The 23128-nt window shown below is 70.7% G+C and carries 23 protein-coding genes and 1 tRNA gene; 15 read left to right on the forward strand and 9 right to left on the reverse strand.

What is annotated here, in order from left to right; translation table 11 throughout:
• Window positions 1-43 precede the first annotated feature (43 nt).
• Together ADK67_RS02140 and ADK67_RS02145 are read right to left on the reverse strand one after the other, a co-directional pair.
• Window positions 44-3736 carry an FkbM family methyltransferase gene (locus ADK67_RS02140; protein WP_053714611.1) on the reverse strand — a complete coding sequence of 1231 codons (3693 nt, stop codon included), beginning with the start codon at window positions 3734-3736 and terminating at the stop codon, window positions 44-46.
• Window positions 3729-4847: a hypothetical protein gene (locus ADK67_RS02145; RefSeq protein ID WP_053714612.1), complete on the reverse strand. Its 1119-nt coding sequence runs from the start codon at window positions 4845-4847 to the stop codon at window positions 3729-3731. Before ADK67_RS02145 ends, ADK67_RS02140 begins: the two co-directional genes overlap by 8 nt.
• A gap of 689 nt (window positions 4848-5536) precedes the next feature.
• On the opposite strand from ADK67_RS02145, the gene ADK67_RS02150 reads away from it, so the two are divergent.
• On the forward strand, window positions 5537-6478 hold the full coding sequence (locus tag ADK67_RS02150) for a glycoside hydrolase family 6 protein (RefSeq protein WP_053714613.1): 942 nt from the start codon (window positions 5537-5539) through the stop codon (window positions 6476-6478).
• A gap of 67 nt (window positions 6479-6545) precedes the next feature.
• On the opposite strand, the gene ADK67_RS02155 is transcribed toward ADK67_RS02150, so the two are convergent.
• Window positions 6546-6806 carry a Txe/YoeB family addiction module toxin gene (locus ADK67_RS02155; protein WP_053714614.1) on the reverse strand — a complete coding sequence of 87 codons (261 nt, stop codon included), beginning with the start codon at window positions 6804-6806 and terminating at the stop codon, window positions 6546-6548.
• Window positions 6803-7054 (reverse strand): type II toxin-antitoxin system Phd/YefM family antitoxin, encoded by a 252-nt coding sequence (locus tag ADK67_RS02160; RefSeq protein ID WP_053714615.1) that lies wholly within the window; start codon window positions 7052-7054, stop codon window positions 6803-6805. Before ADK67_RS02160 ends, ADK67_RS02155 begins: the two co-directional genes overlap by 4 nt.
• 196 nt (window positions 7055-7250) lie before the next feature.
• Between ADK67_RS02160 and ADK67_RS02165 the strand changes: the two genes are divergently transcribed.
• Entirely contained in the window at window positions 7251-9002 is a 1752-nt protein-coding gene (locus tag ADK67_RS02165) for an ABC transporter ATP-binding protein (RefSeq protein ID WP_053714616.1), read from the forward strand.
• 42 nt (window positions 9003-9044) lie between these two features.
• Here ADK67_RS02165 and ADK67_RS02170 read toward each other — a convergent pair whose 3' ends face one another.
• The gene (locus ADK67_RS02170) at window positions 9045-9680 is read right to left on the reverse strand and encodes a hypothetical protein (RefSeq protein ID WP_053714617.1); all 636 of its coding nucleotides are present in this window, start codon (window positions 9678-9680) and stop codon (window positions 9045-9047) included.
• Between the two features lie 55 nt (window positions 9681-9735).
• Here ADK67_RS02170 and ADK67_RS02175 point away from each other — a divergent pair, with 55 nt between their 5' ends.
• A complete protein-coding gene (locus ADK67_RS02175) occupies window positions 9736-10194 on the forward strand; it encodes a hypothetical protein (protein ID WP_053714618.1) in 459 nt (152 codons plus the stop codon).
• Window positions 10195-10239: 45 nt separating this feature from the next.
• On the opposite strand, the gene ADK67_RS02180 is transcribed toward ADK67_RS02175, so the two are convergent.
• From ADK67_RS02180 to ADK67_RS02190, 3 genes are all read right to left on the reverse strand, one after another.
• The gene (locus ADK67_RS02180) at window positions 10240-10668 is read right to left on the reverse strand and encodes an OsmC family protein (RefSeq protein ID WP_053714619.1); all 429 of its coding nucleotides are present in this window, start codon (window positions 10666-10668) and stop codon (window positions 10240-10242) included.
• Window positions 10669-10788: 120 nt separating this feature from the next.
• A tRNA-Gly gene (locus tag ADK67_RS02185) sits at window positions 10789-10861 on the reverse strand.
• A 13-nt stretch (window positions 10862-10874) separates the two neighbouring features.
• Entirely contained in the window at window positions 10875-11285 is a 411-nt protein-coding gene (locus tag ADK67_RS02190) for a DUF7674 family protein (protein ID WP_053714620.1), read from the reverse strand.
• Window positions 11286-11534: 249 nt separating this feature from the next.
• On the opposite strand from ADK67_RS02190, the gene ADK67_RS02195 reads away from it, so the two are divergent.
• The 5 genes from ADK67_RS02195 (at window position 11535) to ADK67_RS02215 (ending at window position 16132) form a co-directional block, all read left to right on the forward strand.
• Complete coding sequence (locus ADK67_RS02195) at window positions 11535-12884, forward strand: sigma-70 family RNA polymerase sigma factor (protein WP_053714621.1); 1350 nt, start codon at window positions 11535-11537, stop codon at window positions 12882-12884.
• Between the two features lie 87 nt (window positions 12885-12971).
• The gene (locus ADK67_RS02200; protein WP_053714622.1) at window positions 12972-13406 is read left to right on the forward strand and encodes a hypothetical protein; all 435 of its coding nucleotides are present in this window, start codon (window positions 12972-12974) and stop codon (window positions 13404-13406) included.
• Between the two features lie 27 nt (window positions 13407-13433).
• Window positions 13434-14297, forward strand: a complete 864-nt coding sequence (locus tag ADK67_RS02205; protein ID WP_053714623.1) for an Fpg/Nei family DNA glycosylase — start codon at window positions 13434-13436, stop codon at window positions 14295-14297.
• Window positions 14298-14389: 92 nt separating this feature from the next.
• On the forward strand, window positions 14390-14665 hold the full coding sequence (locus tag ADK67_RS02210) for a hypothetical protein (RefSeq protein ID WP_053714624.1): 276 nt from the start codon (window positions 14390-14392) through the stop codon (window positions 14663-14665).
• A 207-nt stretch (window positions 14666-14872) separates the two neighbouring features.
• On the forward strand, window positions 14873-16132 hold the full coding sequence (locus ADK67_RS02215) for a histidine kinase (protein ID WP_053714625.1): 1260 nt from the start codon (window positions 14873-14875) through the stop codon (window positions 16130-16132).
• 21 nt (window positions 16133-16153) lie between these two features.
• Here ADK67_RS02215 and ADK67_RS52045 read toward each other — a convergent pair whose 3' ends face one another.
• Window positions 16154-16321 (reverse strand): hypothetical protein, encoded by a 168-nt coding sequence (locus ADK67_RS52045; protein ID WP_197289226.1) that lies wholly within the window; start codon window positions 16319-16321, stop codon window positions 16154-16156.
• A 52-nt stretch (window positions 16322-16373) separates the two neighbouring features.
• Between ADK67_RS52045 and ADK67_RS02220 the strand changes: the two genes are divergently transcribed.
• The 7 genes from ADK67_RS02220 (at window position 16374) to ADK67_RS02250 (ending at window position 23128) form a co-directional block, all read left to right on the forward strand.
• Window positions 16374-17240: a S49 family peptidase gene (locus ADK67_RS02220; RefSeq protein WP_053714626.1), complete on the forward strand. Its 867-nt coding sequence runs from the start codon at window positions 16374-16376 to the stop codon at window positions 17238-17240.
• Window positions 17241-17301: 61 nt separating this feature from the next.
• On the forward strand, window positions 17302-18147 hold the full coding sequence (locus ADK67_RS02225; protein ID WP_053714627.1) for a LytR/AlgR family response regulator transcription factor: 846 nt from the start codon (window positions 17302-17304) through the stop codon (window positions 18145-18147).
• On the forward strand, window positions 18144-18584 hold the full coding sequence (locus ADK67_RS02230; RefSeq protein WP_082403135.1) for a hypothetical protein: 441 nt from the start codon (window positions 18144-18146) through the stop codon (window positions 18582-18584). The genes ADK67_RS02225 and ADK67_RS02230 overlap by 4 nt, the downstream gene beginning before the upstream one ends.
• 35 nt (window positions 18585-18619) lie before the next feature.
• Window positions 18620-20371, forward strand: coding sequence for a sodium/solute symporter (locus ADK67_RS02235; protein ID WP_053714699.1), 1752 nt, complete (start codon window positions 18620-18622; stop codon window positions 20369-20371).
• Window positions 20372-20751: 380 nt separating this feature from the next.
• Window positions 20752-21102 carry a DUF485 domain-containing protein gene (locus ADK67_RS02240; protein ID WP_082403136.1) on the forward strand — a complete coding sequence of 117 codons (351 nt, stop codon included), beginning with the start codon at window positions 20752-20754 and terminating at the stop codon, window positions 21100-21102.
• On the forward strand, window positions 21099-22688 hold the full coding sequence (locus ADK67_RS02245; RefSeq protein ID WP_053714628.1) for a solute symporter family protein: 1590 nt from the start codon (window positions 21099-21101) through the stop codon (window positions 22686-22688). Before ADK67_RS02240 ends, ADK67_RS02245 begins: the two co-directional genes overlap by 4 nt.
• A 101-nt stretch (window positions 22689-22789) precedes the next feature.
• The gene (locus ADK67_RS02250) at window positions 22790-23128 is read left to right on the forward strand and encodes a rhodanese-like domain-containing protein (RefSeq protein WP_053714629.1); all 339 of its coding nucleotides are present in this window, start codon (window positions 22790-22792) and stop codon (window positions 23126-23128) included.

Below are 23128 nucleotides of genomic sequence, written 5' to 3' on the forward strand. Positions count from 1 at the left end.
TGTAAGTGAGGAGATTGGTCCCCTGTCCTGGAAAACGGTCAGGTCAGAGTGGGCGAAGCCACAGTGTGACGAAACCGGTGTCGACCGCGTCCGCCTGTCGCACCAGGTCCTCGTCGGCGTGCTCCACCTGCGGGTCCCCGCCGAGCGGCACGGGGGCGTAGCCCATCTTGCGGTAGCCGAGGAGCACCTGGAGCGGGTCGTCGCCGAGTTCCACGATCGCGCCCGGGCAGAACTCGCACACCACGTGCGGGCGGTCGCGTTCCAGGACGGCGCTCAAGCCGGCGATCGCCCGGTGGTCGCGGCCCTGCAGGTCGACCTTCACCAGCGTGACGCGGCGGTCGACCACCTCGGGCCTGCCGTCGAGCCGGACCGCGGGGATCACCACGCCGCCCGCGCCCTCGTCGGACAGCTCGTGCGCCCGGTGGTCGCCGCTGTTGTCGTCCTCGGCCTGCACGAGGCGGATGCTGCCGTCCTCGTCCCACGCCGCGATCGGCAGCACCTCGACCGTACGCGCGCCCTCGGCGCCCAGGTTCGCCACGACGTTGCGGCGCAGGTAGTCGGCGTTGACCGGGTTGGCCTCCACCGCGACGACCGAAGCGACGCCCTTGGCCCGCCGGAGCAGGCGCAGCGTGTGGTAGCCGACGTGCGCGCCGATGTCGACGAACGTGCCGTCGCCGACGAGACCGGCCATCAGGTCGGCCTCCTCGACCTCCCACGACCGGTGGTAGGCGAGCCACGGCAGCACGACGTTGTCCACGGGCAGCAGCAACGCGCCCGCGTCGCACACCACCACGTCGGCGCCCTCGGGCACCGGCGCGTGCCGCAGCCGGGCAGTGTCCTGCACCGCGGACAGCGTCCGGGCCAGCTCGGTGATCCGCTGCTCGTCGCCGTCCAGCCGCTGGTCGCGCTCGGCGAACCGGTTGAACGTGGTCCGCTCGTCGTCCTCCAGCCGCGACCACACCCGTTCGAGGGTGTGGTCGAGCTGCTGCTCCAGGTTCGTCAGCTTCGCCGCGTTGTCGTCCCGCGCGTCCCGCAGGGTGGAGCGGAACTCGTCCTGCACGTTCGCGAGGCGGGTCTTGAGGCCCTCGTTCGCCCAGCGCGTCGACTCGACGTTCGACTCGACCGCCTCCAGCCGCGCGACCACGCTGTTCAGCGTGTCCTCGACGCCGCCGACGAGCGTGCCCATCACCTTGCGCTGGTGCACGTCGTAGTGGTCGATGGCGCGCAGCACGGCCTTGCGCAGCGCGGGCGCGAGCGGCGTGCGCGACGCGGCGCCCACCTCGGCCCGCCACAGCAGCGCCTGCTTGGACTCGCGCAACGGCCGCAGCAGGTCCGCTCCCGGCAGCTCGGCCCGGTACCCCGCGCCACCGCTGCCCTTCCAGCTCTCGTGCGCCGCGCGCAGCTGCTCGGCCATCCACGTGGCGGCCCGCTGCACCGACCGCGTGCGCAGGATGTGCTCCCGGGCCGCACGACCGCGCCGGGCGGCCTCGGCCGGGTTGTCCGCGACCTCGCGCATGGCGCGGGCGGCGGCGTCCAGGTCGGGCTCGGCCCACACCGCGCTCGCCGGGTACGGGTGGTTGCCCGGACCCACCGGAACCAGCTTGTGCGGCACCGGCCAGCCGGTCTTGGCGCTCAGGAACTCCGTGGTGCTGGAGTAGTCGGTGGAGATCACCGGCATGGCCCGCGCCATCGCCTCGGCCACGGTGAGGCCGAAGCCCTCGCTGCGGTGCAACGAGACGTAAGCGCTGCTCGACGCGTACAGGTCGTCCAGCTCCTGCACGGACAGGTAGCGCTCGACCAGCTCGATCCGCGGGTCGTCCATGACCTTCACCCGCAGCCGCTCGGCGGTGTGCGGGTTCTTGTCGCCGTTGATCGCCTTGAGCACCAGGCGCACGTCGTCGCGGCCCTCGAAGGCCCGCTGGAACGCCTCGACCAGGCCCCACGGGTTCTTGCGCTGCCCGATGCTGAAGAAGTCGAACGCGAACAGGAACTGCACCGGGTCGCCGGGACGGCGCTCCGGCCGGGACACCGCGCCGGGGTCGCGCACGGGCACCGGGATCGCCTTCACCGGGACCGACGTGTGCTTGGCGATGGCGTCGCGGCAGAACTCGCTGACCGTCCACACCTCGTCGACCAGGTCGAACGCGTGGTGCATCTCGCCGGGGAACTCCTCGAGCTCCCACGCCCACAGGCCGATCCGGTAGCGGTGGTGGCCGACGTGCGGCTGGTGGTCCAGCACCGCGCGGGTCTGGTCGGCGTTCACGCACAGCAGGCTGATCGGGAACCGCGGCTGCCCGACCGTGCCCGGCTCGGCCAGGCCCGTGCGGTTGGACACCAGCTGGTCTTCGACCACCGAGACGACCGGCACGCCGGACTCGCGGATCGCGTCGTGCACCAGCCGTGCCATCTCGCCGACGCCCAGCTCGGCGGTCAGGTAGCCGACCACGTTGACGCCGAACTCGTCCGACGGCTCCGACGGCTCGACCGGCTCGGCGGGCAGCGCCCACGCGGGCAGCGACGCCTCGGTCACGCCGGAACTCGCGCACCAGGAGCGGAACGGCGCGGCGTCACGGCTGTGCGGCAACGGGAACGCGGTCTTCAGGTCGGGCCGCGAGTCCCACACCGCCTGCACGAGACGGCTCATCGTGGTGCCGACGGGCGCGTCGTCCGGCGGGCAGGCGAGCCACTCGCGCAGCGCCTTGCCGCCGTCGGAGTCGAACGCGTGCGGCGGCGCCGGCTTCTTCTTCCGCTCGGACTTCACCCACGCGTCCCGGTACAGGGTGCGCATGGCCGGGCTGATCTTCGTGCCGTCGGCCATCTTCGCGAAGCCGTACGGGATCGACTCCAGCGTCTCGGCGTAACCATTGCCCTGCAAGGACGCCCGGTAGCCGTCGCACAGCTCGCGGACCGTCGGGTGCTCGGACAGCACCACGCGCGGCCGGTACGGCGTGTGGCACGACAGCAGCCACGGGTGCTCCGGCCGGTAGCCGCTGTAGTGGAAGAACCGCAGCGGGTGGCCGCCCGCGGTCAGCACGCCGTCCGCGTCGCGCTCGACCGGGCGTTCGTGGATGTTCCAGTAGGCGACGTTGAAACCGGGGTCACGCAGCACGGTGTTGTCGAACAGCGCGGGCACCTGGTCCACCCACCGCTGGTCGGTGAACAGCTGCTTCTCCGGCGCCACGATCGCGTCGTGGCGCAGGCGCTCGGCCCAGAAGTCCAGGAACGGCCCGGAACCGGGACCGGTGGCCACGAAACCGAGGTTGAAGATCCCGGCGCCCATGATCGCGGCTTCGCTCGGGTCCTTGCCGTCGCGGGGCAGCGGGTTGAGGAAGTGCGGAGTGAGCACGATGCCGTGCGCGAGCGCCAGCTCCTCCAGCTCCGGCATCGGGGCGAAGACCTCGATGTCCGGGTCCAGGTAGATGACCACGTCGGCGTGCGCCCGCAGCTCGCGCAGCAGGTACGGCTTCACCGCCGTGGCCAGCTCCGTGACGTTGTAGGCCGTGGCCATGCGCAGGTAGTCGTCCGCGTCGATGCCGCTGGCCTCGGGGCCGACCGTGCGCAGCCTGCCCTGCCGCTCGCCCGAGCCGCGCGGCGCGTCGATCACCGCGATCACGAACTCGTGGTCGGGGTGGTGCTTGAGGTAGGACGCGGCGAGGACGCGCGCGGCGGGCATGTAGTTACGGGCGACGACGGTGCACGCGGTCACGGCGCCGGCGTCGTTGCGCGGGTCAGCCATCGGCGGCGAGCACCTCGAGCTGCGCTTCCAGGGCGTCGTCGAAGCCCTTGCGCGCGACGACGAGCGAGGACGACGCGACGTCGACCCGGATGATCAGGTCCTTGCTGCTGTAGTGGCCGCGGACGCGGGCGTTCTGCTCGCCCTTCGCGTCGATCTGGCCCGCCATCACGCCGGCGGGACCGTCCGTGACCTGCGTCATGCCGTTGTTGATCTGAGTGTTGTGCAGGCCGAGCGCGGCTGCGGCGGCGGCCGCGGCGTCGCTGCCCTGCACGATCAGGACGATGCCCCGGGAGCCGTCGTCCAGGGTGAACTGCGTGAGCTTGGTCTTGGTGGCGCCCGCGGTCGTGTAGAGCGCGACCTCCGACTCCAGCAGGTAGCCGAGCTTCGGGACGCCCGTGAAGTCGGTCAGCGCCTTGTTCGTGGTGACCTTGCCGGGGATGTCGCCGAGCGGCAGCGGGTCCGGCGGCGGCTGCGACGTGGTGGTGGTCGTGGCGGCGGGCGTCTCGGTGGTGGTGCCACCGGCCGTGGGCGACGACTCGCCGCGGCCCCAGATCCAGTAGGCGCCGAACGCGATGCCCGCGAGCAGCACGATGGCCACCACGATGCCGATGACCTTGCCCTTGCCGCTGCCGCTGTCGTCGAAGACCTCGGGGCCCTGCGCGATCCAGCTCGGGTTGGCGTCGCCGATCGGGCTGTAGCTGTCGCCACCCCACGGCGGCGTGCTCGACGGCGGGCCGGACTGCCAGCCGCCCTGCTGCTGCTGTTGCTGCGGCGGGGGCATTTGCTGCTGCTGCGGCGTGATCGGCGTCACGTACTGGGTGCGGTCGGCGTCGGCGGGCCGCTGGCTCACCACCTGCGTCCGGTCCGGGTTCGCCTGCTGGGCGCCGGGCGTGACGATCTGGGTGGCGTCGGGGTTCGGGTTCGCCTGCGACGGCGGCACCGCGTCCCACCGCACCGGGGGTGCGAACGGGCCGCTGTTGGGCGGCGCGGCCGGGCCGCCACCCGAGGCGGCGGCGAGGAGTTCATCCCGGCGTCGGCGGTAGTCGTCGGCACTGATCCGACCCTCCGCCAATGTGCGGTCCAGCTCTGCCAGGTCCTCTTGCCAGGACATTCCGCTCCTCCAGGGGTTGCCGCGCGAGCGCCATTGTTGCTTATGCGTCCGTGGCGGGTGCGGGCATCCGGCACTTGTGATGCGGTCGTTGCCGGCCGTTGGTCCCTCCGGTCGCGACGAGGCCGCCGAACAGCACGTCGAAGGGGGTCACGGCCTGGTCGGGACCTGACGAAACCCGGGTGACGGGTCCGGCCCGAGCCCTGCCCGGCCGGCCCGTTCCGCCGGAGGTTCCCGGTGTGTGATGTGTCCTACGCACCGCGTTCGATCTCCTACGTTGCGGGGTCGTGGTGCACGAGCTTCGACCGAGCCCGACCGCGAAGCGGGCCGCGGCGCCGTTGTCGTCGGAGCAACCGGGGCGCGAAACATTTGCGTGAGGACGAACGCGAGAACGTTCGAAAAGCGTCGTGCCGGCCGACGCGCATCGACCGCGTTCGGCAATTGGCCGCGTATTCGGCCAACGTGGTCCCGTACCTGTGGCGGTCGACGGCGACGGCCGTCGTCCTCACCTCGTCGCACCTGGTCAGCGGCGCGCACGCCAAGCGCATCCGCTGCGCGATATCCCGCACGGAAGGCGTGTGGCGTTCTGTGCGGACGCGGTCGTGCGAGCGTTGTTGGGAGGACGTTGACTGAAGTGCTTTGATCAGAGAGCCGCCCGCCGCCGCGCTCCTTCAAAGCGGAAGGACCCGTCAATGCGCTTGACCGCGACCGCGCTCGCCCTGCTCGCCGCCCTGGTCGTCCCGGGCCAGGCCGGTGCCGCCAGCCCGATCGGCATGACCAGCGGTTTCTACGTCGACCCCAACTCGAACCCCGCTGTGTGGGTGCGCAACAACCCCAACGACGGCCGCACGTCGGCCATCAGGTCGAACCTCTCCACCAAGCCGATGGCGCGGTGGTTCGGCAGCTGGAGCGGAGACATCCGCACGGCCGTCGGCAACTACGTGGGCGCCGCCGACGCGGCCGACAAGCTGCCGGTCCTCGTCGCCTACAACATCCCCGGCCGCGACGCGTGCGGCGGCCACTCCGGCGGCGGCGCGGGATCGCCCGAGGCGTACCGGACGTGGATCTCGAACTTCGCGTCGGCCATCGGCACGCGCCCGGCCGTCGTGGTGATCGAGCCGGACTCGCTGGCCGACTTCAACTGCATGTCGCCGGACGCCGTCACGACCCGCAACGCGATGATCCGCTACGCCACCGAGCAGTTCCGCGACCGCGCGCCCAACACGTGGGCCTACCTGGACGCGGGCAACGCGCGCTGGGTGCCCGCGAACACTATGGCGGGCCGGTTGGACGCGGCCGGCGTGCGCAACATCCGGGGGTTCGCGGTCAACGTCTCCAACTACATCCCGACCGCCGAGTCGGTCTCCTACGGCAACTCGGTGAACGGCTCGCTGCCCGGTTACCGGAAGTCGTTCGTGGTCGACACCAGCCGCAACGGCAACGGCTCCAACGGCGAGTGGTGCAACCCCGGCCAGCGCAAGCTCGGCGTGACCGCCCAGACCGGCGGCGGCGCCGAGATGCTGCTGTGGGTGAAGGTGCCCGGCGACTCCGACGGCAACTGCGGCACGGCGCCCAACACGCCCGCGGGCACGTTCGACCCGGAGATCGCCTACCGGCTCGTGTTCGGCTACTGACCGGTTCGGGCGGGTGTCCTCGCGACACCCGCCCGGTCTGGGAGCTCTCGCACCATGCCTGTCGCCGTCACCTCGCGTAGTGGTAGCGACAGGCGGCGATCCTGATCTCGTCGCCCTCGATCTTGTACACCAGACGGTGCTCATCGGTGATCCGACGCGACCAATACCCGTGGAAGCCGTGCTTCAACGGCTCGGGCTTCCCGATGCCCTCGTTGCCGTTGCGCACGATGTGTTTGATCAACTCGTTGACGCGCCTGAGGACCTTGCGGTCCTCGGTCTGCCACCAGAGGTAGTCATCCCATGCCTGTTCGGCCCAGACGAGCTTCACTCGGCAAGCTCGCGCGGCGTCCCGCCGCCGGATTCCAACTGCTCGATGGCGTTGAGCAGCCGCCGGGCGTTCTCGGGACTCCGCAGCAGGTAGGCGGCTTCCTTGAGGGACTGGTAGTCGTCCAGTGACACGATCACAACCGGTTCGTGCCCTGCCCTGGTGATGACGACCTCTTCGCGATCGTTGATCACCGAGTCCAGAGTCTCCGCGTACTTCGCGCGGGACTCCGAGTAGGTCATCGTCTTCATCAACCCTCCTGACCTGTACAAGATACTGTACATGTGGAGCTCTCGGTGGGGCAACCGCGATCTGTCGGACAGGGCTTTCTCCGCCGCCCGGCCTGGGCAAATGCGGTGGACCGGCCACCTACGATGTGAGAGCGCTCCCCCACACGGCGCGGTGTGGGTGTCTCGTGACCCCACCGTTCGCAGGAGCTCTCGCACCATGCCCCACGGTCCGCTCGACCACCGCTACCGCGGCGAGCACCCCGTCCGCACCCTCCTCTACCTCTTCCGCGAAGACCGGGCGAAGCTCGGCCTCGGCGCGGGCGCGTTCTTCGTCAAGCACAGCCCCACCTGGCTCACGCCCGTCATCACCGCCCACGTCATCGACGTCGTCGTGGAGCGCAAACCGGTCGCCGGCATCTGGTTCGGCGCGGCGTTGCTGCTGGTCATGCTGGTGCTGAACTACCCGTTCGCGGTCCTCTACACGCGCTGGTGGTACGGCAGCGCGCGCCGGCTGGGCCTGCGGATGCGGTCGGCGCTGAGCCGGCGCATGCAGCAGCTGTCCATCGGCTACCACGCGCGGGTCAGCGCGGGCGTGCTGCAGACCAAGGTCATCCGGGACGTCGAGAGCATCGAGACGGCCACCCAGCAGGTCGGCGACCAGGGCCTGTCGGCGTTGGCGACGCTGACCGGCGCGCTGGTGGTGATCTCGTTGAGCGCGCCCGCGTTCCTGCCGGTGTTCCTGCTCGTCGTGCCCGCGGCGGCGGTGCTGGTGATGTGGCTGCGCGGCCGGCTGCGCGCGTACAACGAGTCGTTCCGGCAGGAGGTCGAGCAGCTGTCGTCCCGGGTCGGCGAGATGACGACGCTCATCCCGATCACCCGCGCGCACGGCCTGGAGAGCACCGCCCTCAACCGCATGGACGGCACGCTGCGGCAGGTCTTCGCCGCCGGCATGAAGCTGGACGGCCTCAACGTCCGGTTCGGCGCGCTGGCCTGGATCCTGCTCAACGCGCTCGGCGTCGGCTGCCTCGCCGGCGCGGCCCTGGCCGCCTACCACGGCTGGCTCTCCGTCACCCCCGGCGACGTGGTCATGCTGAGCGCCTACTTTGCCTCCCTGACTGGCGCAGTCACCACGTTGATGAGCCTGACGCCGCTGATCAGCAAGGGGCTGGAGTCGGTTCGCTCGCTCGGCGAGGTGCTGGAGGCGCCGGACCTGGAGCACAACGCGGGCAAGGCGCAGGTCGACGTCGTGCGCGGCGGCGTGCGGTTCGAGGACGTCGGGTTCGCCTACCCGGAGTCCGCGCGGAACTCGGTCAGCGACTTCACCCTCGACGTGCGGCCGGGCGAGACGGTCGCGCTGGTCGGCGCGTCCGGCGCGGGCAAGTCGACGGCGTTGAACCTGGTCATCGGGTTCCTCCGGCCGACGGAGGGCCGGATCCTGCTCGACGGTGTCGACATGGAGACGTTGGACCTGCGCAGCTACCGGCGGTTCGTGTCGGTGGTGCCGCAGGAGTCGATCCTGTTCGAGGGCACGATCCGGGACAACGTCACCTACGGCCTGGACGACGTGTCCGAGGACGTGGTGCGGCGGGCGTTGGCCGACGCCAACGCGCTGGAGTTCATCGACCGGCTGCCGACGGGGCTGGACACCGTGGTCGGCGAGCGCGGCGCGCGGCTGTCCGGCGGGCAGAAGCAGCGGCTGGCGATCGCGCGGGCGCTGATCCGCGACCCGCGCGTGCTCGTGCTGGACGAGGCGACTTCCGCGCTGGACAACAAGTCCGAGGCGTTGGTGCAGCAGGCGCTGGCCCGCCTGGTGCACGGACGCACGGTGTTCGTGGTGGCGCACCGGCTGTCCACGATCCGCAACGCCGACCGCATCGTGGTGATGGAGGACGGCCGGATCGAGGAGATCGGCTCGCACGACGAGCTGCTCCGGACCGGTGGCCTGTACGCGCGGGCGCAGAGCGCGTAGCCGGGACCGCGGTCGAGGGCGGTCCCGGCTGCGGGGCCGCCCTCAGTTCTTCTTGGTGAGCAGGGTGGGGCCGACGATGCGGCGCGCGATGCGGCGCAACCGGGTGCGCGGCGTGGCGGGCGGCGTCGGCTTGGCGGCGGTGGGCGCGGGCGCGGCGGGCTCCGCGACGGGTGCGGCCGCGGGCGGGTCGGCGGGCGCGGGTGCGTACGCGGGCGTGGGTGTGAACGCCGGCGAGGCGTCCGCGGCGCTGGCGGGCGCGGGTGCCGCCGGTGCGGTGGTCGGTGCGGCCGGAGCCGCCGGTGCGGTTGCCGGAGCCGCCGGGGGAGCGGTCACACCGTTGGTCGCGCCGTTGGCCAGGCTCTTGGCCATGCCGTTGGTCGTGCCGTTGGCTGCACCGTTGGTCATGCTGCCGTTGGCCGTGCCGTTGAGCTTGCCGGTGAGGGCGTCGCTGAGCCTGCTGTTCGGGTGACCGTTGGCGTGGCCGTTGAACGTGCCGCTCGCGGTGCCGGACACCGGCTCGAACTTCGTGGTCGCCGCCGCGACGGGCGTCAGGTTGGTCGCGGTCATCGGCTCGGTGGTGGGCCAAGCGGGTTCCCGCATGGCGGCGACGGGCTGCACGCGGACCGTGGGCGTGTCGTTGGTTCGCTGGGGCTGGGTGGGCACCTGGCTGGACGTCACGCCTCGATCTTGCCAAAACACGCTCGGTGATCCAGTGCCGGGGAATCAGCAGAAGATGAGCCCGCACGGTCTGCGGGTCGTCGTCGTGGTCGTGGCCGTCGTGGTGGTGGGCCGCCGCGTGGTGGTCGTGGTCGGACGCGCGGTGGTGGTCGTCGTCACGTCCGACGTGGTGGTGGCGGTGGTGTCCGTCGTCGTGGTGGTCGTGCTCGACGACGTGGACGTGGTGGTCGTCCGGCCGGACGAACTCGTGCTCGACGACGTCGAGCCGGTGGCGGTGATCGTGCGGTTCGGCTGCTCGCTGCGCTTGACGACCACGATGTCGCCGCCGGTCGGCTCCAGGCCGCGTGGCGACTGGGCCGTGCTCCCGTGCGCCGCCAACAGGGCGGCCACCGCCGCGCCGATCAAGGCGCCGAAGGCGAACCGACCGGAACCACCCAACGCCGTGAGCATCCCCAACGACTACCGGCCTCACTCAATCGGGTCAAATCCTCACGGACAACTGGTACCGGCCTGACACTTTGGGGTATCAGGCCGGTATCAGCTCAGCCGTGGACCGGGGTCACGCCTGGAGGTTGGCCGTCAGCGTGATCGGCGTGGCCGCCAGCGCCTGGCTGACGGGGCAGTTCTGCTTGGCGTTCTCGGCGGCGGCCGCGAAGCCCTCGGCGTCCAGGCCCGGCACGACCGCGGTGACGGTCAGGTGGATGCCGGTGATGCCGGTGCCGGGCTGGAACGTCACCTCGGCCGAGGTGTCGACCTGCTGCGGCGGGGTGCCCGCCTGCGCGAGGCCGTGGGACAGCGCCATCGAGTAGCAGGACGAGTGCGCCGCCGCGATCAGCTCCTCCGGGCTGGTCTTGCCGTTCGCCGCCTCGGCCCGGGACGGCCAGCTCACGTCGAACGTGCCGACGCCAGACGACTCGAGGGCGACGCTGCCCTTGCCCTCCAGCAGGTTGCCTTCCCAGTGCGTGGTCGCCTTGCGGGTGGTGGCCATGTCTGCAACTCCGTCTTCGACGAGGAAACCCTTCGTCGCCAAACCTAATGGTGATCGTCGGCGCGTGCCGTGGCGCATGCACGCGAAAGGCCCCCGGTGCGATACCGGGGGCCTTCGAAGAGCGGATGACGAGACTCGAACTCGCGACCCTCACCTTGGCAAGGTGATGCGCTACCAACTGCGCTACATCCGCCTGTTGGGGACAACTATAGACCATGTTCGAACCGGGTTTCGACGGGGGGTCCCGACTGCGCCAGCAGCTGGTCTACCTCGGTCAACCGCTCCTTCGACCAGCGCCACTCCCACAGGGGTCTGACCCGGTCGACGACCTCGGCGGGCAGCCACGGCGCCACCTCGTCGCGCAGCTCCCACTCGTCGAACACGTGCTCGTAGAAACTGACCACGGACGCGTCGGACAGGAACCGCTCGGGCTGCCGGAAGCACCAGTGCGCGAAGCCGTACACCCGGCCGAGCACCTCGCGGTCGCCGTCGCGGTGCGCCTCCAGCGCGAGTTGCCACAACTCGGACAGGAACACGTGACAGGACCAGGACTCGCGCTCGACAACGGCGCTCAGCTCGGGGAGGAGGGCGGAAGCCCTTGTGCGCCAATCGACCACGCGGCAGGAGAGTACTCGTCGCCGGGCGGTCCGCAGCGCGGTCGGCCACCAGCTGACGCCCACCCGTGACCGCGCCGTCACCGACCGCGAGCGCCCTTGATGGGGTGCGCAGGTGCTCTGATTAGGCCGAACGGTCGGCGTCGTCCGTCGGGTGTTCGGTATCGGCTCGCTATCACTTCGGGCCGAGACCAGCCGACTGTGGCATCTTGACCACTGGACCACAGGCGGGGCGGGAGGTGCCGGGGCGGGATGGCCGGAGATGCCGATTTCGACCGGGAACTGCTCGCCAGGGTCAGGGCGGGCGACGACGGCGCGTTCGGCGAGCTGTTCACCCGTCACGCCGACGCCGTTCGTCGGTTCGCCCTCCGGCACGTGCGTGAACACGCCGAGGCCGACGACCTGACCGCCGAGGCGTTCTTCCGCGTGCTCCAGGCGATCCGCCGGGGCAACGGCCCCACCGAGCACGTCCGCACCTACCTGCTGACCGTCGCGCGCCGGGTGGCGTGGGAGTGGAGCGGGCGACGGCGGGACGTGCCGGTGGAGGACGAGGAGCTGAGCCTGCGGGTCGAGCCGTTCCCGGACGTCACCGCGAACCGGCCGGAGCACGCGCTGATCTCCCGCGCGTTCACGAGCCTGCCCGAGCGGTGGCGCACGGTGCTGTGGCAGGTCGAGGTGGAGGGCGAGCGGCCGGCGGCGGTCGCGCCCCACTTCGGCCTGAGCCCGAACGCGATGGCGGCGCTGGCCCGCCGCGCCCGCGAGGGGCTGCGGGCGGCGTACCTCCAGGCGCACCTGGCCGAGGACACCGGGCCGCGCGCGTGCAGCTCCGTGGTCGCGAAGCTCGGCGCCTACACGGCGGGCGGCGCGCAGGGCACCGAGCACCGGCGCATCCGCAAGCACCTCCAGACCTGCTCCTCCTGCAACGCGCTGCACGCCGAGCTGGTCGAGGTGTGCTCGACGTTGCGGGCGCACGCGGCGAGCATCGCCGTGCCGGTGGCCGCGACCGCCCTGCTGGGGCCCGCGGTGCTCGGTCCGGCGGTGGTGGGCCCGGCCGTGGTGGGCAAGGCCGCGTGGCTCACCGGGCGGGTGAAGCTGGCGCTGGCGGCCACCGCGGCGGCCGTCGGCCTGTTCGGGGTGGTGGCGGGCACGTTCACCGGCGCGCCCGGCCCGGCGCTGGTCCAGTCCGGCCCGGACGGCGCGCCCGGCGAGAACGTGCTGGCCCTGTGCTCGACCGAGGCGACCACCACGGTGACCGGCACGGCGACCAGCGAGACGTCGCCGACGCCCACCGACGCGCGGCAGGTCGTGCACACGAAGTCGACGCAGGCGGGTCGTCCGTCGCCGGCGCCGTCGACGTCCACCACCGTCCCGCCGCAGGTGGGGACCACCGGCTCGACCGGTCCCGCCGAACCGCGCGACCTGGACCCGACCACGACGTCGACGCCGGTCACCACGTCCGACTCGCGCTCGGTGCTCCTGATCACCACGACCACCGCGGCGACCAGCACCGAACCGGCCAAGTCGGTCACCACGCCGACCCCCTCGGTCACGCCGACGACCGTGACGCTGCACCCGACCACGACCGGCCTCGCCCCCTCGTGACCGACCCGGTTTCACCCGCGAGGTGCAACACTTTGCCGGTAGCGTGGAGAACGCTGAGTGATCGCTCGACGTCTTGAGGAGACGGTGATGACGCGGCTGGTGCGCGGAGCTGACGGCCGGATGTGGACGGTGCGCAGCCAGATCGAGTGGCGCAACCCGTCGACCGACGAGGACTTCGAGCACGACGTGAACGGCGGCCACGGCCCCGGCGTGCTGATGCTGGCGATCGTCATCGGCATGGCGGTGGTGCTGGTGGCGTGGACGCCGGCGGAGGTCGTCGTGCCCGCGTGGCTCCTCGTGGCCCTGGCCCTGGTGTTCCTGTTCTTCCCGGTGCGCTGGGCGGTGCGGCGGCCGTGGCTGGTGGCGGCGGAGTCGAAGAAGACCGAGGAGCTGCCGCCGGAGCGGTGGGTCGGCTCGGTGCGCGGCTTCCTGACCGTGCGCAACGAGGTCTCCAACGTGGCCCGCAAGATCGAGATGTACTCGCTGCCCGACCTGGACGGCCCGCTGCAACCGGTCGACTGATCGCCGTTCGCGGGTGACACTGGTCGGGTGCCGGAACTCCCCGAGGTCGAGGCGCTCGCCCACCACCTCCGCGAGCACGCCGTCGGACGGCGCGTGCACCGGGTGGACGTCGCGTCGTTGCAGGTGTTGAAGACGTTCACGCCGCCGTGGACCGAGCTCCAGGGCCGCGAGGTGACCGGCGCGGGCCGGTTCGGCAAGCACCTGGACCTCGACTGCGCCGGCCTGCACCTGGTGGTGCACCTGGCGCGCGCCGGGTGGCTGCGCTGGTCGGAGCACCTGTCGGCGGCGCCGCCCAAGCCCGGCCGCGGCCCGCTGGCGCTGCGCCTGCACCTCGGCCCGCCGGGCGAAGGGCCCGGGTTCGACCTGACCGAGGCGGGCACCAAGAAGGGCCTGGCCGCGTGGGTCGTGAACGACCCGGCGGACGTGCCGGGCATCGCGCGGCTCGGTCCGGACGCGCTGTCGGTCACGCGCACGCAGCTCGAAGACCTGTTCGCCGGGCGCACGGAGCGGCTGAAGACCGCGTTGACCGACCAGACGGTGCTGGCGGGCGTCGGCAACGCCTACTCCGACGAGATCATGCACACGGCCCGGCTGTCGCCGTACGCGACGGCGGGGAAGCTGCCCGCGGAGGCGTTGGACCGGCTGCACGAGGCGTTGGTCGGCGTGCTGACCGACGCCGTGGCGCGGTCGGTCGGCCAGTCCGCGGCGACACTGAAGGGTGAGAAGCGGTCCGGGTTGCGGGTGCACGCGCGGACCGGTCTGCCGTGCCCCGTGTGCGGTGACACGGTGCGCGAGGTCTCGTTCGCGGACAAGGCTTTCCAGTACTGCCCGACGTGCCAGACGGGCGGTAAACCGCTGGCCGACCGGCGGATGTCACGGCTGCTCAAGTAGGTCACTCGGACGAGTGGCTTGGCCCGTTCGTCGGCTGAGCCGCTCCGTCGGGGGAACTCCTCCCGGGTCCGACCGACCCGCTTGGAGGAGTCATGAACCAGCGCATCGCCGCCGCGCTGATCGGCGCCACGATGGGACTGGCCACGTTCGCCGGTTCGACCATCGCCGTCTCGGTCGCTTCGCCGGAGGCCGCGGAACCGCCCCGGTTGCAGCAGGACCAGGTCTCCGAGGTGATCTGCCGCGTGCTGAAGCAACTGGACCTGCTCGACCACCCCGAGCTCGCGGACCTGGTGAAGAGCCTGAAGTGCAAGGGCTCGGACAAGCCGACCGAGACCACGACGACTACGACGACCACGACGACGGGCTGATCCGGGCGAGCACGGTCGGCGCTGACGCGGGGTGAGCGCCGAGGCCGGGGCGCGGCCCGAGTGATCGGGTCGCCCCCACGCTCCGTGATCGTGATAGGCGGTGATCACCCGATTGGGTAAGCACTCTGCCACGGTTGCCCGCAATTCATCGGATGGGCACGTCTCGCACCGGCTATCCCCTTGCCTATAACGCCCCCACGGCACAGCATGGACGCCGTGCGGGACCTCCTGACCGAGCGCGCTGTGCTCGGACTCATCGCGACCCTGGCCGTTCTCGGCCTCTTCGTGATGCTGTGCCGTGCCCGCCGCGTCAGCACGTCGGTCGAGGACGCCGTGATGGACATGCTGCACCGCATGTCCAAGGCGTCGGCCGACCTGCGCGAGGGCTTGACCGAGGACGCGGCCAACAAGGCGACCCCGCACCTGCGGGAGATGCTGCGGTGCGTCGCGGTCGGCATCACCGACCACGAGGGCACGCTGCTGTCGTGGGACGGCGGCGCCAACGACCACTACGAGTTCCTGCGCGCCTACATCGAACGCGCCATCGGCGAGGGCCACAAGGAGCACGTCGAGCACCGCAAGCTGGAGTGCGAGCTGCCCGGCCCGTGCTCGCTGCACAGCGCCGTGATCGTGCCGCTGGTGGTGGAGGGCGACGTCGCCGGCACGCTGATCGTGGTCAGCGGGGTGGCGAACAAGCGGCAGATCCGGATGGCGGAGGAGACCGCGCGGTTCGTCTCCACGCAGTTGGAGCTGGAAGTGCTGCAGAAGTCCCGGCAGGCGTTGGCTCAGGCCGAGGTCCGGGCGCTGCGGGCGCAGATCTCGCCGCACTTCGTCTACAACGCGCTCAACACGATCTCGTCGCTCATCCGCACGGACCCGTCGCACGCGCGGGAGCTGCTGCAGGAGTTCGCCGAGTTCACCCGCTACTCGTTCCGCACCGACGGCTTCTTCACCACGCTGGCCGACGAGCTGACCAACATCCACCGCTACCTGACCATCGAGCAGGCGCGGTACGGGTCGAGGCTGAACGTGCGGCTCAAGATCGCGCCCGAGGTGCTCCAGGTCGTGCTGCCGTTCCTGGTGCTGCAGCCGTTGGTGGAGAACGCCGTCCGGCACGGCCTGGCGAAGAAGCCCGGCGGCGGCGAGCTGACGATCATCGCCGAGGACAACGGCGCGGAGGCGTTGATCTCGGTCGAGGACGACGGCGTCGGCATGGACCCGGACCGCCTCTTCGACGACCTCAAGGACGCGCACCAGACCGGCGCGCACGTCGGCCTGGGCAACATCAACCACCGGATGCGGGCCGTGTTCGGCGACGACTACGCGCTGGTCGTGGAGACCGCGCCGGAAGCCGGCATGAAGATCATCCTGAAGATCCCGAAGTACCGGCCGGGCGTGCAGACGAACCTGCCGCTGGTGCCGCCGCGGCTGGAGGACACCACCGAGCAGCCCGCCGTGCGCGCCTGATCGGCTCACGTCGGCTCGCGCTCACGCGGCGGCGACCGCCAGGACCGTCACCATCATGACCGCGCACACGCTCCACGTGATCCACATCCAGTAGACGTGCATGGCGGTGGGACCGTCCGCATTCTTGCGGCCCCGGTCGTCCCACCACTCGACGTAGCGTTCGAGCCACCGGAACGGGTTGAACGTCACCGGTCGATGTTAGCCGTGTCACGTCACCTCCGTTCACACGTAAGGTCGGAGCATGAGCGTGACGGACAAGATCGCGGCCAGGCTGCCGAGGATCGTGAGCGAGCGGACCGAGCGCGGACCCGTGGTGGCCGCCGTCCGGCTGCACGGCGTCATCACCCCGACGCCGACGCCGATGGCCCGCAACACCATCAGCATGCAGACCGTGGAGAGCGCGCTGACCCGCGCGTTCGAGCACGACCGGCTGGTCGCGGTCGCCCTGCTGATCAACTCGCCGGGCGGCGCGCCGACGCAGTCCGCGCTGGTCGCCGAGCGCATCCGCGAGCTGGCGGCCAAGAAGAAGGTGCCCGTCCTGGCGTTCTGCGAGGACCTGGCGGCCTCCGGCGGCTACTGGCTGGCCTGCGCGGGCGACGAGATCTACGCCCACGGCACGTCCCTGGTCGGCTCGATCGGCGTGGTCAGCGCGGGTTTCGGGCTCAACGGCCTGATCGAGCGCTACGGCGTCGAGCGGCGCGTGCACACCGCGGGCGAGGCCAAGGTGCGCCTGGACCCGTTCAGCCCGGAGAAGCCCGAGGACGTCGAGTGGCTCAAGGGCCTGCAGGCGCAGCTGCACGAGCAGTTCGCCGACTGGGTCAAGGAGCGCCGCGGCGCGAAGCTCACGGCCTCCGACGACGAGCTGTTCAACGGCGAGGTGTGGACGGGCGCGAAGGCGGTCGAGCTGGGCCTGGTCGACGGCCTCGGCACGCTGCGCGGCGTCGTGGCCAAGCGCTACCCGGACGCGGAGATCGCCATCGCCGAGCCGCGCCGCCCCCTTCTCGCCCGCCTCGGACTGGCCGGCGCGACCACCCGATCGGGCGACTTCTTGGTGGAGGGGTTGGCGGCGCTGGAAGAGCGGGCGCGCTGGTCGCGATTCGGGTTGTGAGGTCACGGCCTCGCGGCCGTCCGGCAACCGGCGTAGACAGCGACCCCGCCGGGTCGGCAAGATGCGCGGCACAGTGAGTACCCAGGACAACACCGGCCTCCTCGTTCTGGCGGTGGACGACGAGGCACCCGGTCTGAGCGAGATCAAGTTCCTGCTCGAAAGCAGCCCGCACATTCGACGCGTGCTCACGGCCTTCGACGCGGCCGAGGCACTGCGCATCCTCCGGGGTGACTACGAAGTCGAGGTGATGGACCGCACCAGGGCAGGGCTACCGCCGGTCGACGCCGTGTTCGCCGACATCAACATGCCGGGGCTGAGCGGCACGGACCTCGCGCGCGTGCTCGGCGCGTTCCGGCAGCCACCGGCGTTGGTGTTCGTCACGGGTGTCGAGCACTCGGAGGCCGTCGTGGCGTTCGAGGTGGGCGCGCTGGACTTCGTGACCAAGCCGATCAACTCCGACCGGATCAACAAGGCGATCTCGCGCGTCGTCGACCGGGTCGCCGCGACACCGGCGGTCACGCCGGAGCCCGCCGCGGCGGAACCCCAGGACGACGAGGTGATCCCGGTCGAGCTGGGTGGCACCATCAAGCTCGTGCCACGGGCCACCGTCCGCTACGTCGAGGCGCAGGGCGACTACGCGCGCCTGCACACCAACGACGGCGCGAGCCACCTGGTGCGGATCCCGTTGGCGCAGCTGGAAGAGCGCTGGGAGAACGCCGGGTTCGTCCGCATCCACCGGTCGTTCCTGGTGGCGCTGCCGCTGGTGACCGAGCTGCGGATGACGTCGAACGGGTACGCGGTGGTGATCGGCTCCGGCGAGGGCGCCAAGGAGCTGCCGGTCAGCCGGCGGCACACGCGTGAGCTGAAGGAGAGGATCGTGCGTCCCCCCAAGAGCAGTTGGGGATGACCAAGCACTCCGGCCCACCCGGGCAACCGGACCAGCCGCAGCCGGCCGAGCGCGACGCCTGGCTGTCGGTCTCCGCGCGCAAGAACCGCCGGCGCCGCGTGGTGCTGGCGGATCCGCGCGGGCGTGGGCGGGTGCTGCGCACGATCATCGAGCTGGAGGAGCAGACCAGCGTCGGCGAGAAGCTGATCCGCGACCTGATCCGGACCCAGCTCCGCACGGGCCTGGCGCTCGGCGGCGGCACGTTGCTGCTGCTGGCGACGCTGCCGCTGGTGTTCTACCTGCTGCCGTCGCTGGCCGAGGTCGAGCTGGTCGGCGTGCGGCTGCCGTGGCTGCTCCTGGGGCTGCTGCCGTTCCCGCTCTGCTACGGCGTGGGCTACGCGTACCGAAGACTCGCCGAGCGGCACGAGCACGACTTCGTGAGTTCGGTGGACCGGTGATCGACAACCCGTGGAGCCTCGTGCTCGTCGGCGTGATGGCGTTGCTGACGTTCTCGTTGGGCTACGTGGGTTCCCGCCGGGCGAACACGACACCGGACTTCCTGGTGGCCCGCCGCGCCATCCCGGCCACCCGCAACGCCGCCGCGATCTCCGGCGAGTACCTGTCCGCGGCGTCGTTCCTGGGCGTGGCGGGGCTGGTGCTCAAGGACGGCATCGACGCGCTGTGGTACCCGATCGGCTTCACCGCGGGCTACCTGGCGATGATGCTGTTCGTGGCCGCGCCCCTGCGGCGGTCGGGCGCGTACACGCTGCCGGACTTCGCCGAGGCGCGGCTCGGCCCGTCGAACCTGCGGAAGTTCTGCACCTTCTTCGTGATCTGCATCGGCGTGCTGTACCTGGTGCCGCAACTGCAGTCGGCCGGGCTGACGTTGAACACGATCACCGGCCTGCCCGCGTGGCTCGGCGGCGCGGTGGTGACCGTGATCGTGGTGGTGAACGTCCTCGGCGGCGGGATGCGCGCGATCACGCTGGTGCAGGCGTTCCAGTACTGGGGCAAGCTGTTCGCGATCGCCGCGCCGACGTTCGTGCTGTTCACGTTGTTCCTGGCCGGTCCGGGCAACGGGGCGCAGCCGGTGGACTCGTCGGGCGTGCTGCGGTTCCCCGAGGACGTCGAGGTGACCACGGTCGACCCGGTGCGGGTGCGCGTCGACGTGGCGATGGAGCTGTCCGCGACCGGTCTGGTGAACGGCGCGCCCGCCGACGGCCCGGCGTACTGGCGGCCCGGCCTGTACGAGGTGGGCGCGGAGACGAAGCTGACGTTCGTCGCGGGGTCGCCGGTGCCGGTGGTCGAGGGGTCGCCGACGTCGAACCACGACTGGCTGCGACCCCAGACCGAGGGCCTTTCGGGGCTGTTCGAGACGTACTCGCTGATCTTCGCGACGTTCCTCGGCACGATGGGGCTGCCGCACGTGCTGGTGCGGTTCTACACGAACCCGGACGGGCGGGCGGCGCGGCGCACGGCGTTGCACGTGCTGTACCTGCTGGGCTTGTTCTACCTGTTCCCGACCGTGCTGGGCGTGATCTCGCGCCAGTACCTGCCGCAGCTGCTCGTGACGGGCAAGACGGACGCGGCGGTGCTGCTGCTGCCGCACACCATGCAGCCGAACCTGCTCGGCCAGGTGCTGGGCGCGATCGTGGCGGCGGGCGCGTTCGCGGCGTTCCTGTCCACGTCGTCGGGGCTGCTCGTGTCGGTGGCCGGGGTGGTGTCGACGGACATCCTGCCGGGGAAGGTGCGCGACTTCCGGTGGGCGACGGTGCTGACCGGCGCGGTGGCGATCGGGTTGGCGCTGCTGCTGCCCCGGTCGGACGCGTCGTTGACGGTGGCGATGTCGTTCGCGTTGGCGGCGTCCACGTTCTGCCCGTTGTTGTTGTTGGGCATCTGGTGGCGTGGGCTCACGTGGGTCGGCGCGATGGCCGGCCTCCTGGTCGGCGGCGGGCTGGTGATCGGCTCGCAGGTGGTGACGGTGGTCAGCTCGTACACCGGGCGGTGGGCGCCGTCGGTGCTGTCGCAGCCGGCCCTGGTGACCGTGCCGGTGGCGTTCCTGACCATGGTGATGATCAGCAAACTGACCGCGCGCCGCAGGCCCGACGACGTGAACCAGATCCTGCTGCGGTTCCACGCGCCGGATCCGCTGGGGTTCATGCGTGACCGGGAGTTGCAGATCGGCACGTCGGACGAGAAGGCGCGTGCGGCGGACCGCGACCACGACGGGCCGTCGCCGGCCTGAATCGGTGTGAAACGCCTCACAGTGGCGTTTGAGCTCGCGGGCGTGGGTTAGGCCTTCGGGTGAGGCCTGTCGCATGAGCAGTCCCCTGATGACCTGCGGCGTCCTCGGCCGCTTGGTGGCCTGTCGCTGAGAGTGGAGATAGGTCTCAATCGGGTGAAGATAAAGACACCGATCCGGTTATCGGTGACTTCGATCACCCGAGTGGCAGTTCGTCTCAGAGTTACTACCGCTCATCGCATCACTCGACTGTTGAGCGCAAGGTCACACAAAAGGTCTTTCAGGCGTGAGCCAGGTCTCCCTACGGTGCACGGCGTATCAGGAACGCACCAGGAGGACTTACGTGCCGTTCACACCGTCGTCAAGTACGCGAGGAGGGGACCGTGAGCACCTCTGAGCAGCAGCACACCCCCGACGCCCAGGGCAACCACAACTGGGTGGATGTGCAGAACAGCCCCGACTTCCGCGAGCTACGCCGGCGGCTGCGCAGTTTCGTCTTCCCCATGGCCGGTCTCTTCCTGGCCTGGTACCTGCTGTACGTCCTGCTCGCCGACTACGCCCACGGGTTCATGTCGACGAAGGTCTTCGGCAACATCAACGTCGGCCTGATCCTCGGGCTGCTGCAGTTCGTGTCGACGTTCGTCATCACGACGCTGTACGTGCGCCACGCGAACAAGAACCTCGACCCCAAGGCGGAGAAGCTCCGCAACGAGCTCGAAGGGGGTCAAGCGTGAACGGCAACGCCCTGCTCAACATCGGCATCTTCGGCATCTTCGTCGCGGCAACCCTGGTCGTCGTCATCCGGGCCAGCCGCAACACCAAGACGGCCGCCGACTACCTCGCCGCGGGCCGTGCCTTCACCGGCCCCCAGAACGGCATCGCGATCGCGGGCGACTACCTGTCCGCCGCGTCGTTCCTCGGCATCGCGGGCGCCATCGCGGTCAACGGCTACGACGGCTTCCTGTACTCCATCGGCTTCCTGGTGGCGTGGCTCATCGCCCTGCTGCTGGTCGCGGAGCTGCTGCGGAACACCGGCAAGTTCACGATGGGCGACGTGCTGGCGTTCCGGATGCGGCAGCGCCCCGTCCGCGCGGCGGCGGCCACCTCGACGATGGCCGTGTCGTTCTTCTACCTGCTGGCCCAGATGGCGGGCGCCGGCGGTCTCGTCGCGCTCCTGCTCGGCATCACCGGCAAGGGCGGCCAGGCCGTCGTCATCGCCGTGGTCGGCGCGCTGATGATCGCCTACGTGCTCATCGGCGGCATGAAGGGCACCACCTGGGTCCAGATCATCAAGGCCGTCCTGCTCATCGCGGGCGCCGGCGTGATGACCATCTGGGTGATGGGCAAGTACGGCTTCAACCTGTCGACCCTGCTCGGCTCGGTGTCGGACAAGCTCCTCGGCCCCGGCCTGCAGTACGGCAAGACGGAGACGAGCAAGCTCGACTTCATCTCGCTCGCGCTGGCGCTGGTGCTCGGCACGGCCGGCCTGCCGCACATCCTGATGCGCTTCTACACGGTCCCGACCGCGAAGGAAGCCCGTCGTTCCGTGGTGTGGGCGATCTGGCTGATCGGCATCTTCTACCTGCTCACCCTGGTGCTCGGCTACGGCGCGGCGGCCCTCGTCGGCTCCGACAAGATCACCAAGGCGCCCGGTGGCGTGAACTCGGCGGCTCCGCTGCTCGCCGAAGCTCTCGGCGGCCCGGTCCTGCTCGGCCTGATCGCCGCGGTCGCGTTCGCCACGATCCTCGCCGTGGTCGCCGGTCTGACGATCACCGCGTCGGCGTCGTTCGCGCACGACATCTACGCGAACATCATCAAGAAGGGCCAGCTGGAGGACAAGGAAGCCGAGGTCAAGGTCGCCCGGCGCACCGCCGTGGTGATCGGCGTCGTCGCGATCCTCGGCGGCATCCTGGCCAACGGCCAGAACATCGCCTTCCTGGTGGCGCTCGCGTTCGCGGTGGCCGCCTCGGCGAACCTGCCGACCATCCTGTACTCGCTGTTCTGGAAGCGCTTCAACACCGCGGGCGCCCTCTGGAGCATCTACGGCGGCCTCGGCATCACCGTGCTGCTGATCGTGTTCTCGCCGGTGGTGTCCGGCAAGCCGGTCAACCCGACGACGGGCAAGAGCGCGTCGATGCTGCAGGGCGTCGACTTCCACTGGTTCCCCCTCGACAACCCCGGCCTCGTGTCGATCCCGCTGTCGTTCCTGCTGGGCTTCCTCGGGACGGTGCTGTCGAAGGAGAACAACAAGGAGAAGTACGCGGAGATGGAGGTGCGCGCCCTCACCGGCGTCGGCGCCGAGAAGGCGACCGCCCACTAGTCGCCCGTCCGCTGGGAACCACGCCGGCCGTCATCCTTTCGGGGAAGGCGGCCGGCGTGCTCCTTATCCCCGGTTTATAGCCGCCGTGGCAGCATGGACCCGTGACCGTTCCCAGCGTTGAAGTGTCCGAGGTGCCGGCGGAACTGCCGGCGGGCAAGGTCCTGCTCGACGTGCGCGAGGCCGACGAGTGGGCGGCGGGCCACGCCCCGGGCGCCCTGCACATCCCGATGAGCGAGTTGGCGGGCAGGCTCGACGCGCTGCCGGGCGACTCCGAGTTCTACGTCGTGTGCCGCGCCGGCGGCCGTTCCGCGCGGGTCACGCAGTACCTGAACGCCAACGGCTGGGACGCGACGAACGTCGACGGCGGCATGCAGGTGTGGGCCGCGTCCGGTCGTCCGCTGGTCGGTGAGATCGACGGCGCGGAGCCCGAGGTCATCTGA

Source organism: Saccharothrix sp. NRRL B-16348 (assembly GCF_001280085.1).
In the GTDB taxonomy this organism is placed as follows: Bacteria; Actinomycetota; Actinomycetes; order Mycobacteriales; family Pseudonocardiaceae; genus Actinosynnema.

Excerpts from the sequence above, each read along its gene's own strand:
- ADK67_RS02140 (WP_053714611.1), bottom strand. The coding sequence starts at position 3,736 with ATGGCTGACCCGCGCAACGACGCCGGCGCCGTGACCGCGTGCACCGTC.
- ADK67_RS02145 (WP_053714612.1), bottom strand. The coding sequence starts at position 4,847 with ATGTCCTGGCAAGAGGACCTGGCAGAGCTGGACCGCACATTGGCGGAG.
- ADK67_RS02150 (WP_053714613.1), top strand. The coding sequence starts at position 5,537 with ATGCGCTTGACCGCGACCGCGCTCGCCCTGCTCGCCGCCCTGGTCGTC.
- ADK67_RS02160 (WP_053714615.1), bottom strand. The coding sequence starts at position 7,054 with ATGAAGACGATGACCTACTCGGAGTCCCGCGCGAAGTACGCGGAGACT.
- ADK67_RS02165 (WP_053714616.1), top strand. The coding sequence starts at position 7,251 with ATGCCCCACGGTCCGCTCGACCACCGCTACCGCGGCGAGCACCCCGTC.
- ADK67_RS02175 (WP_053714618.1), top strand. The coding sequence starts at position 9,736 with ATGAGCCCGCACGGTCTGCGGGTCGTCGTCGTGGTCGTGGCCGTCGTG.
- ADK67_RS02180 (WP_053714619.1), bottom strand. The coding sequence starts at position 10,668 with ATGGCCACCACCCGCAAGGCGACCACGCACTGGGAAGGCAACCTGCTG.
- ADK67_RS02195 (WP_053714621.1), top strand. The coding sequence starts at position 11,535 with ATGGCCGGAGATGCCGATTTCGACCGGGAACTGCTCGCCAGGGTCAGG.
- ADK67_RS02200 (WP_053714622.1), top strand. The coding sequence starts at position 12,972 with ATGACGCGGCTGGTGCGCGGAGCTGACGGCCGGATGTGGACGGTGCGC.
- ADK67_RS02210 (WP_053714624.1), top strand. The coding sequence starts at position 14,390 with ATGAACCAGCGCATCGCCGCCGCGCTGATCGGCGCCACGATGGGACTG.
- ADK67_RS02215 (WP_053714625.1), top strand. The coding sequence starts at position 14,873 with ATGGACGCCGTGCGGGACCTCCTGACCGAGCGCGCTGTGCTCGGACTC.
- ADK67_RS02220 (WP_053714626.1), top strand. The coding sequence starts at position 16,374 with ATGAGCGTGACGGACAAGATCGCGGCCAGGCTGCCGAGGATCGTGAGC.
- ADK67_RS02225 (WP_053714627.1), top strand. The coding sequence starts at position 17,302 with ATGCGCGGCACAGTGAGTACCCAGGACAACACCGGCCTCCTCGTTCTG.
- ADK67_RS02230 (WP_082403135.1), top strand. The coding sequence starts at position 18,144 with ATGACCAAGCACTCCGGCCCACCCGGGCAACCGGACCAGCCGCAGCCG.
- ADK67_RS02235 (WP_053714699.1), top strand. The coding sequence starts at position 18,620 with ATGGCGTTGCTGACGTTCTCGTTGGGCTACGTGGGTTCCCGCCGGGCG.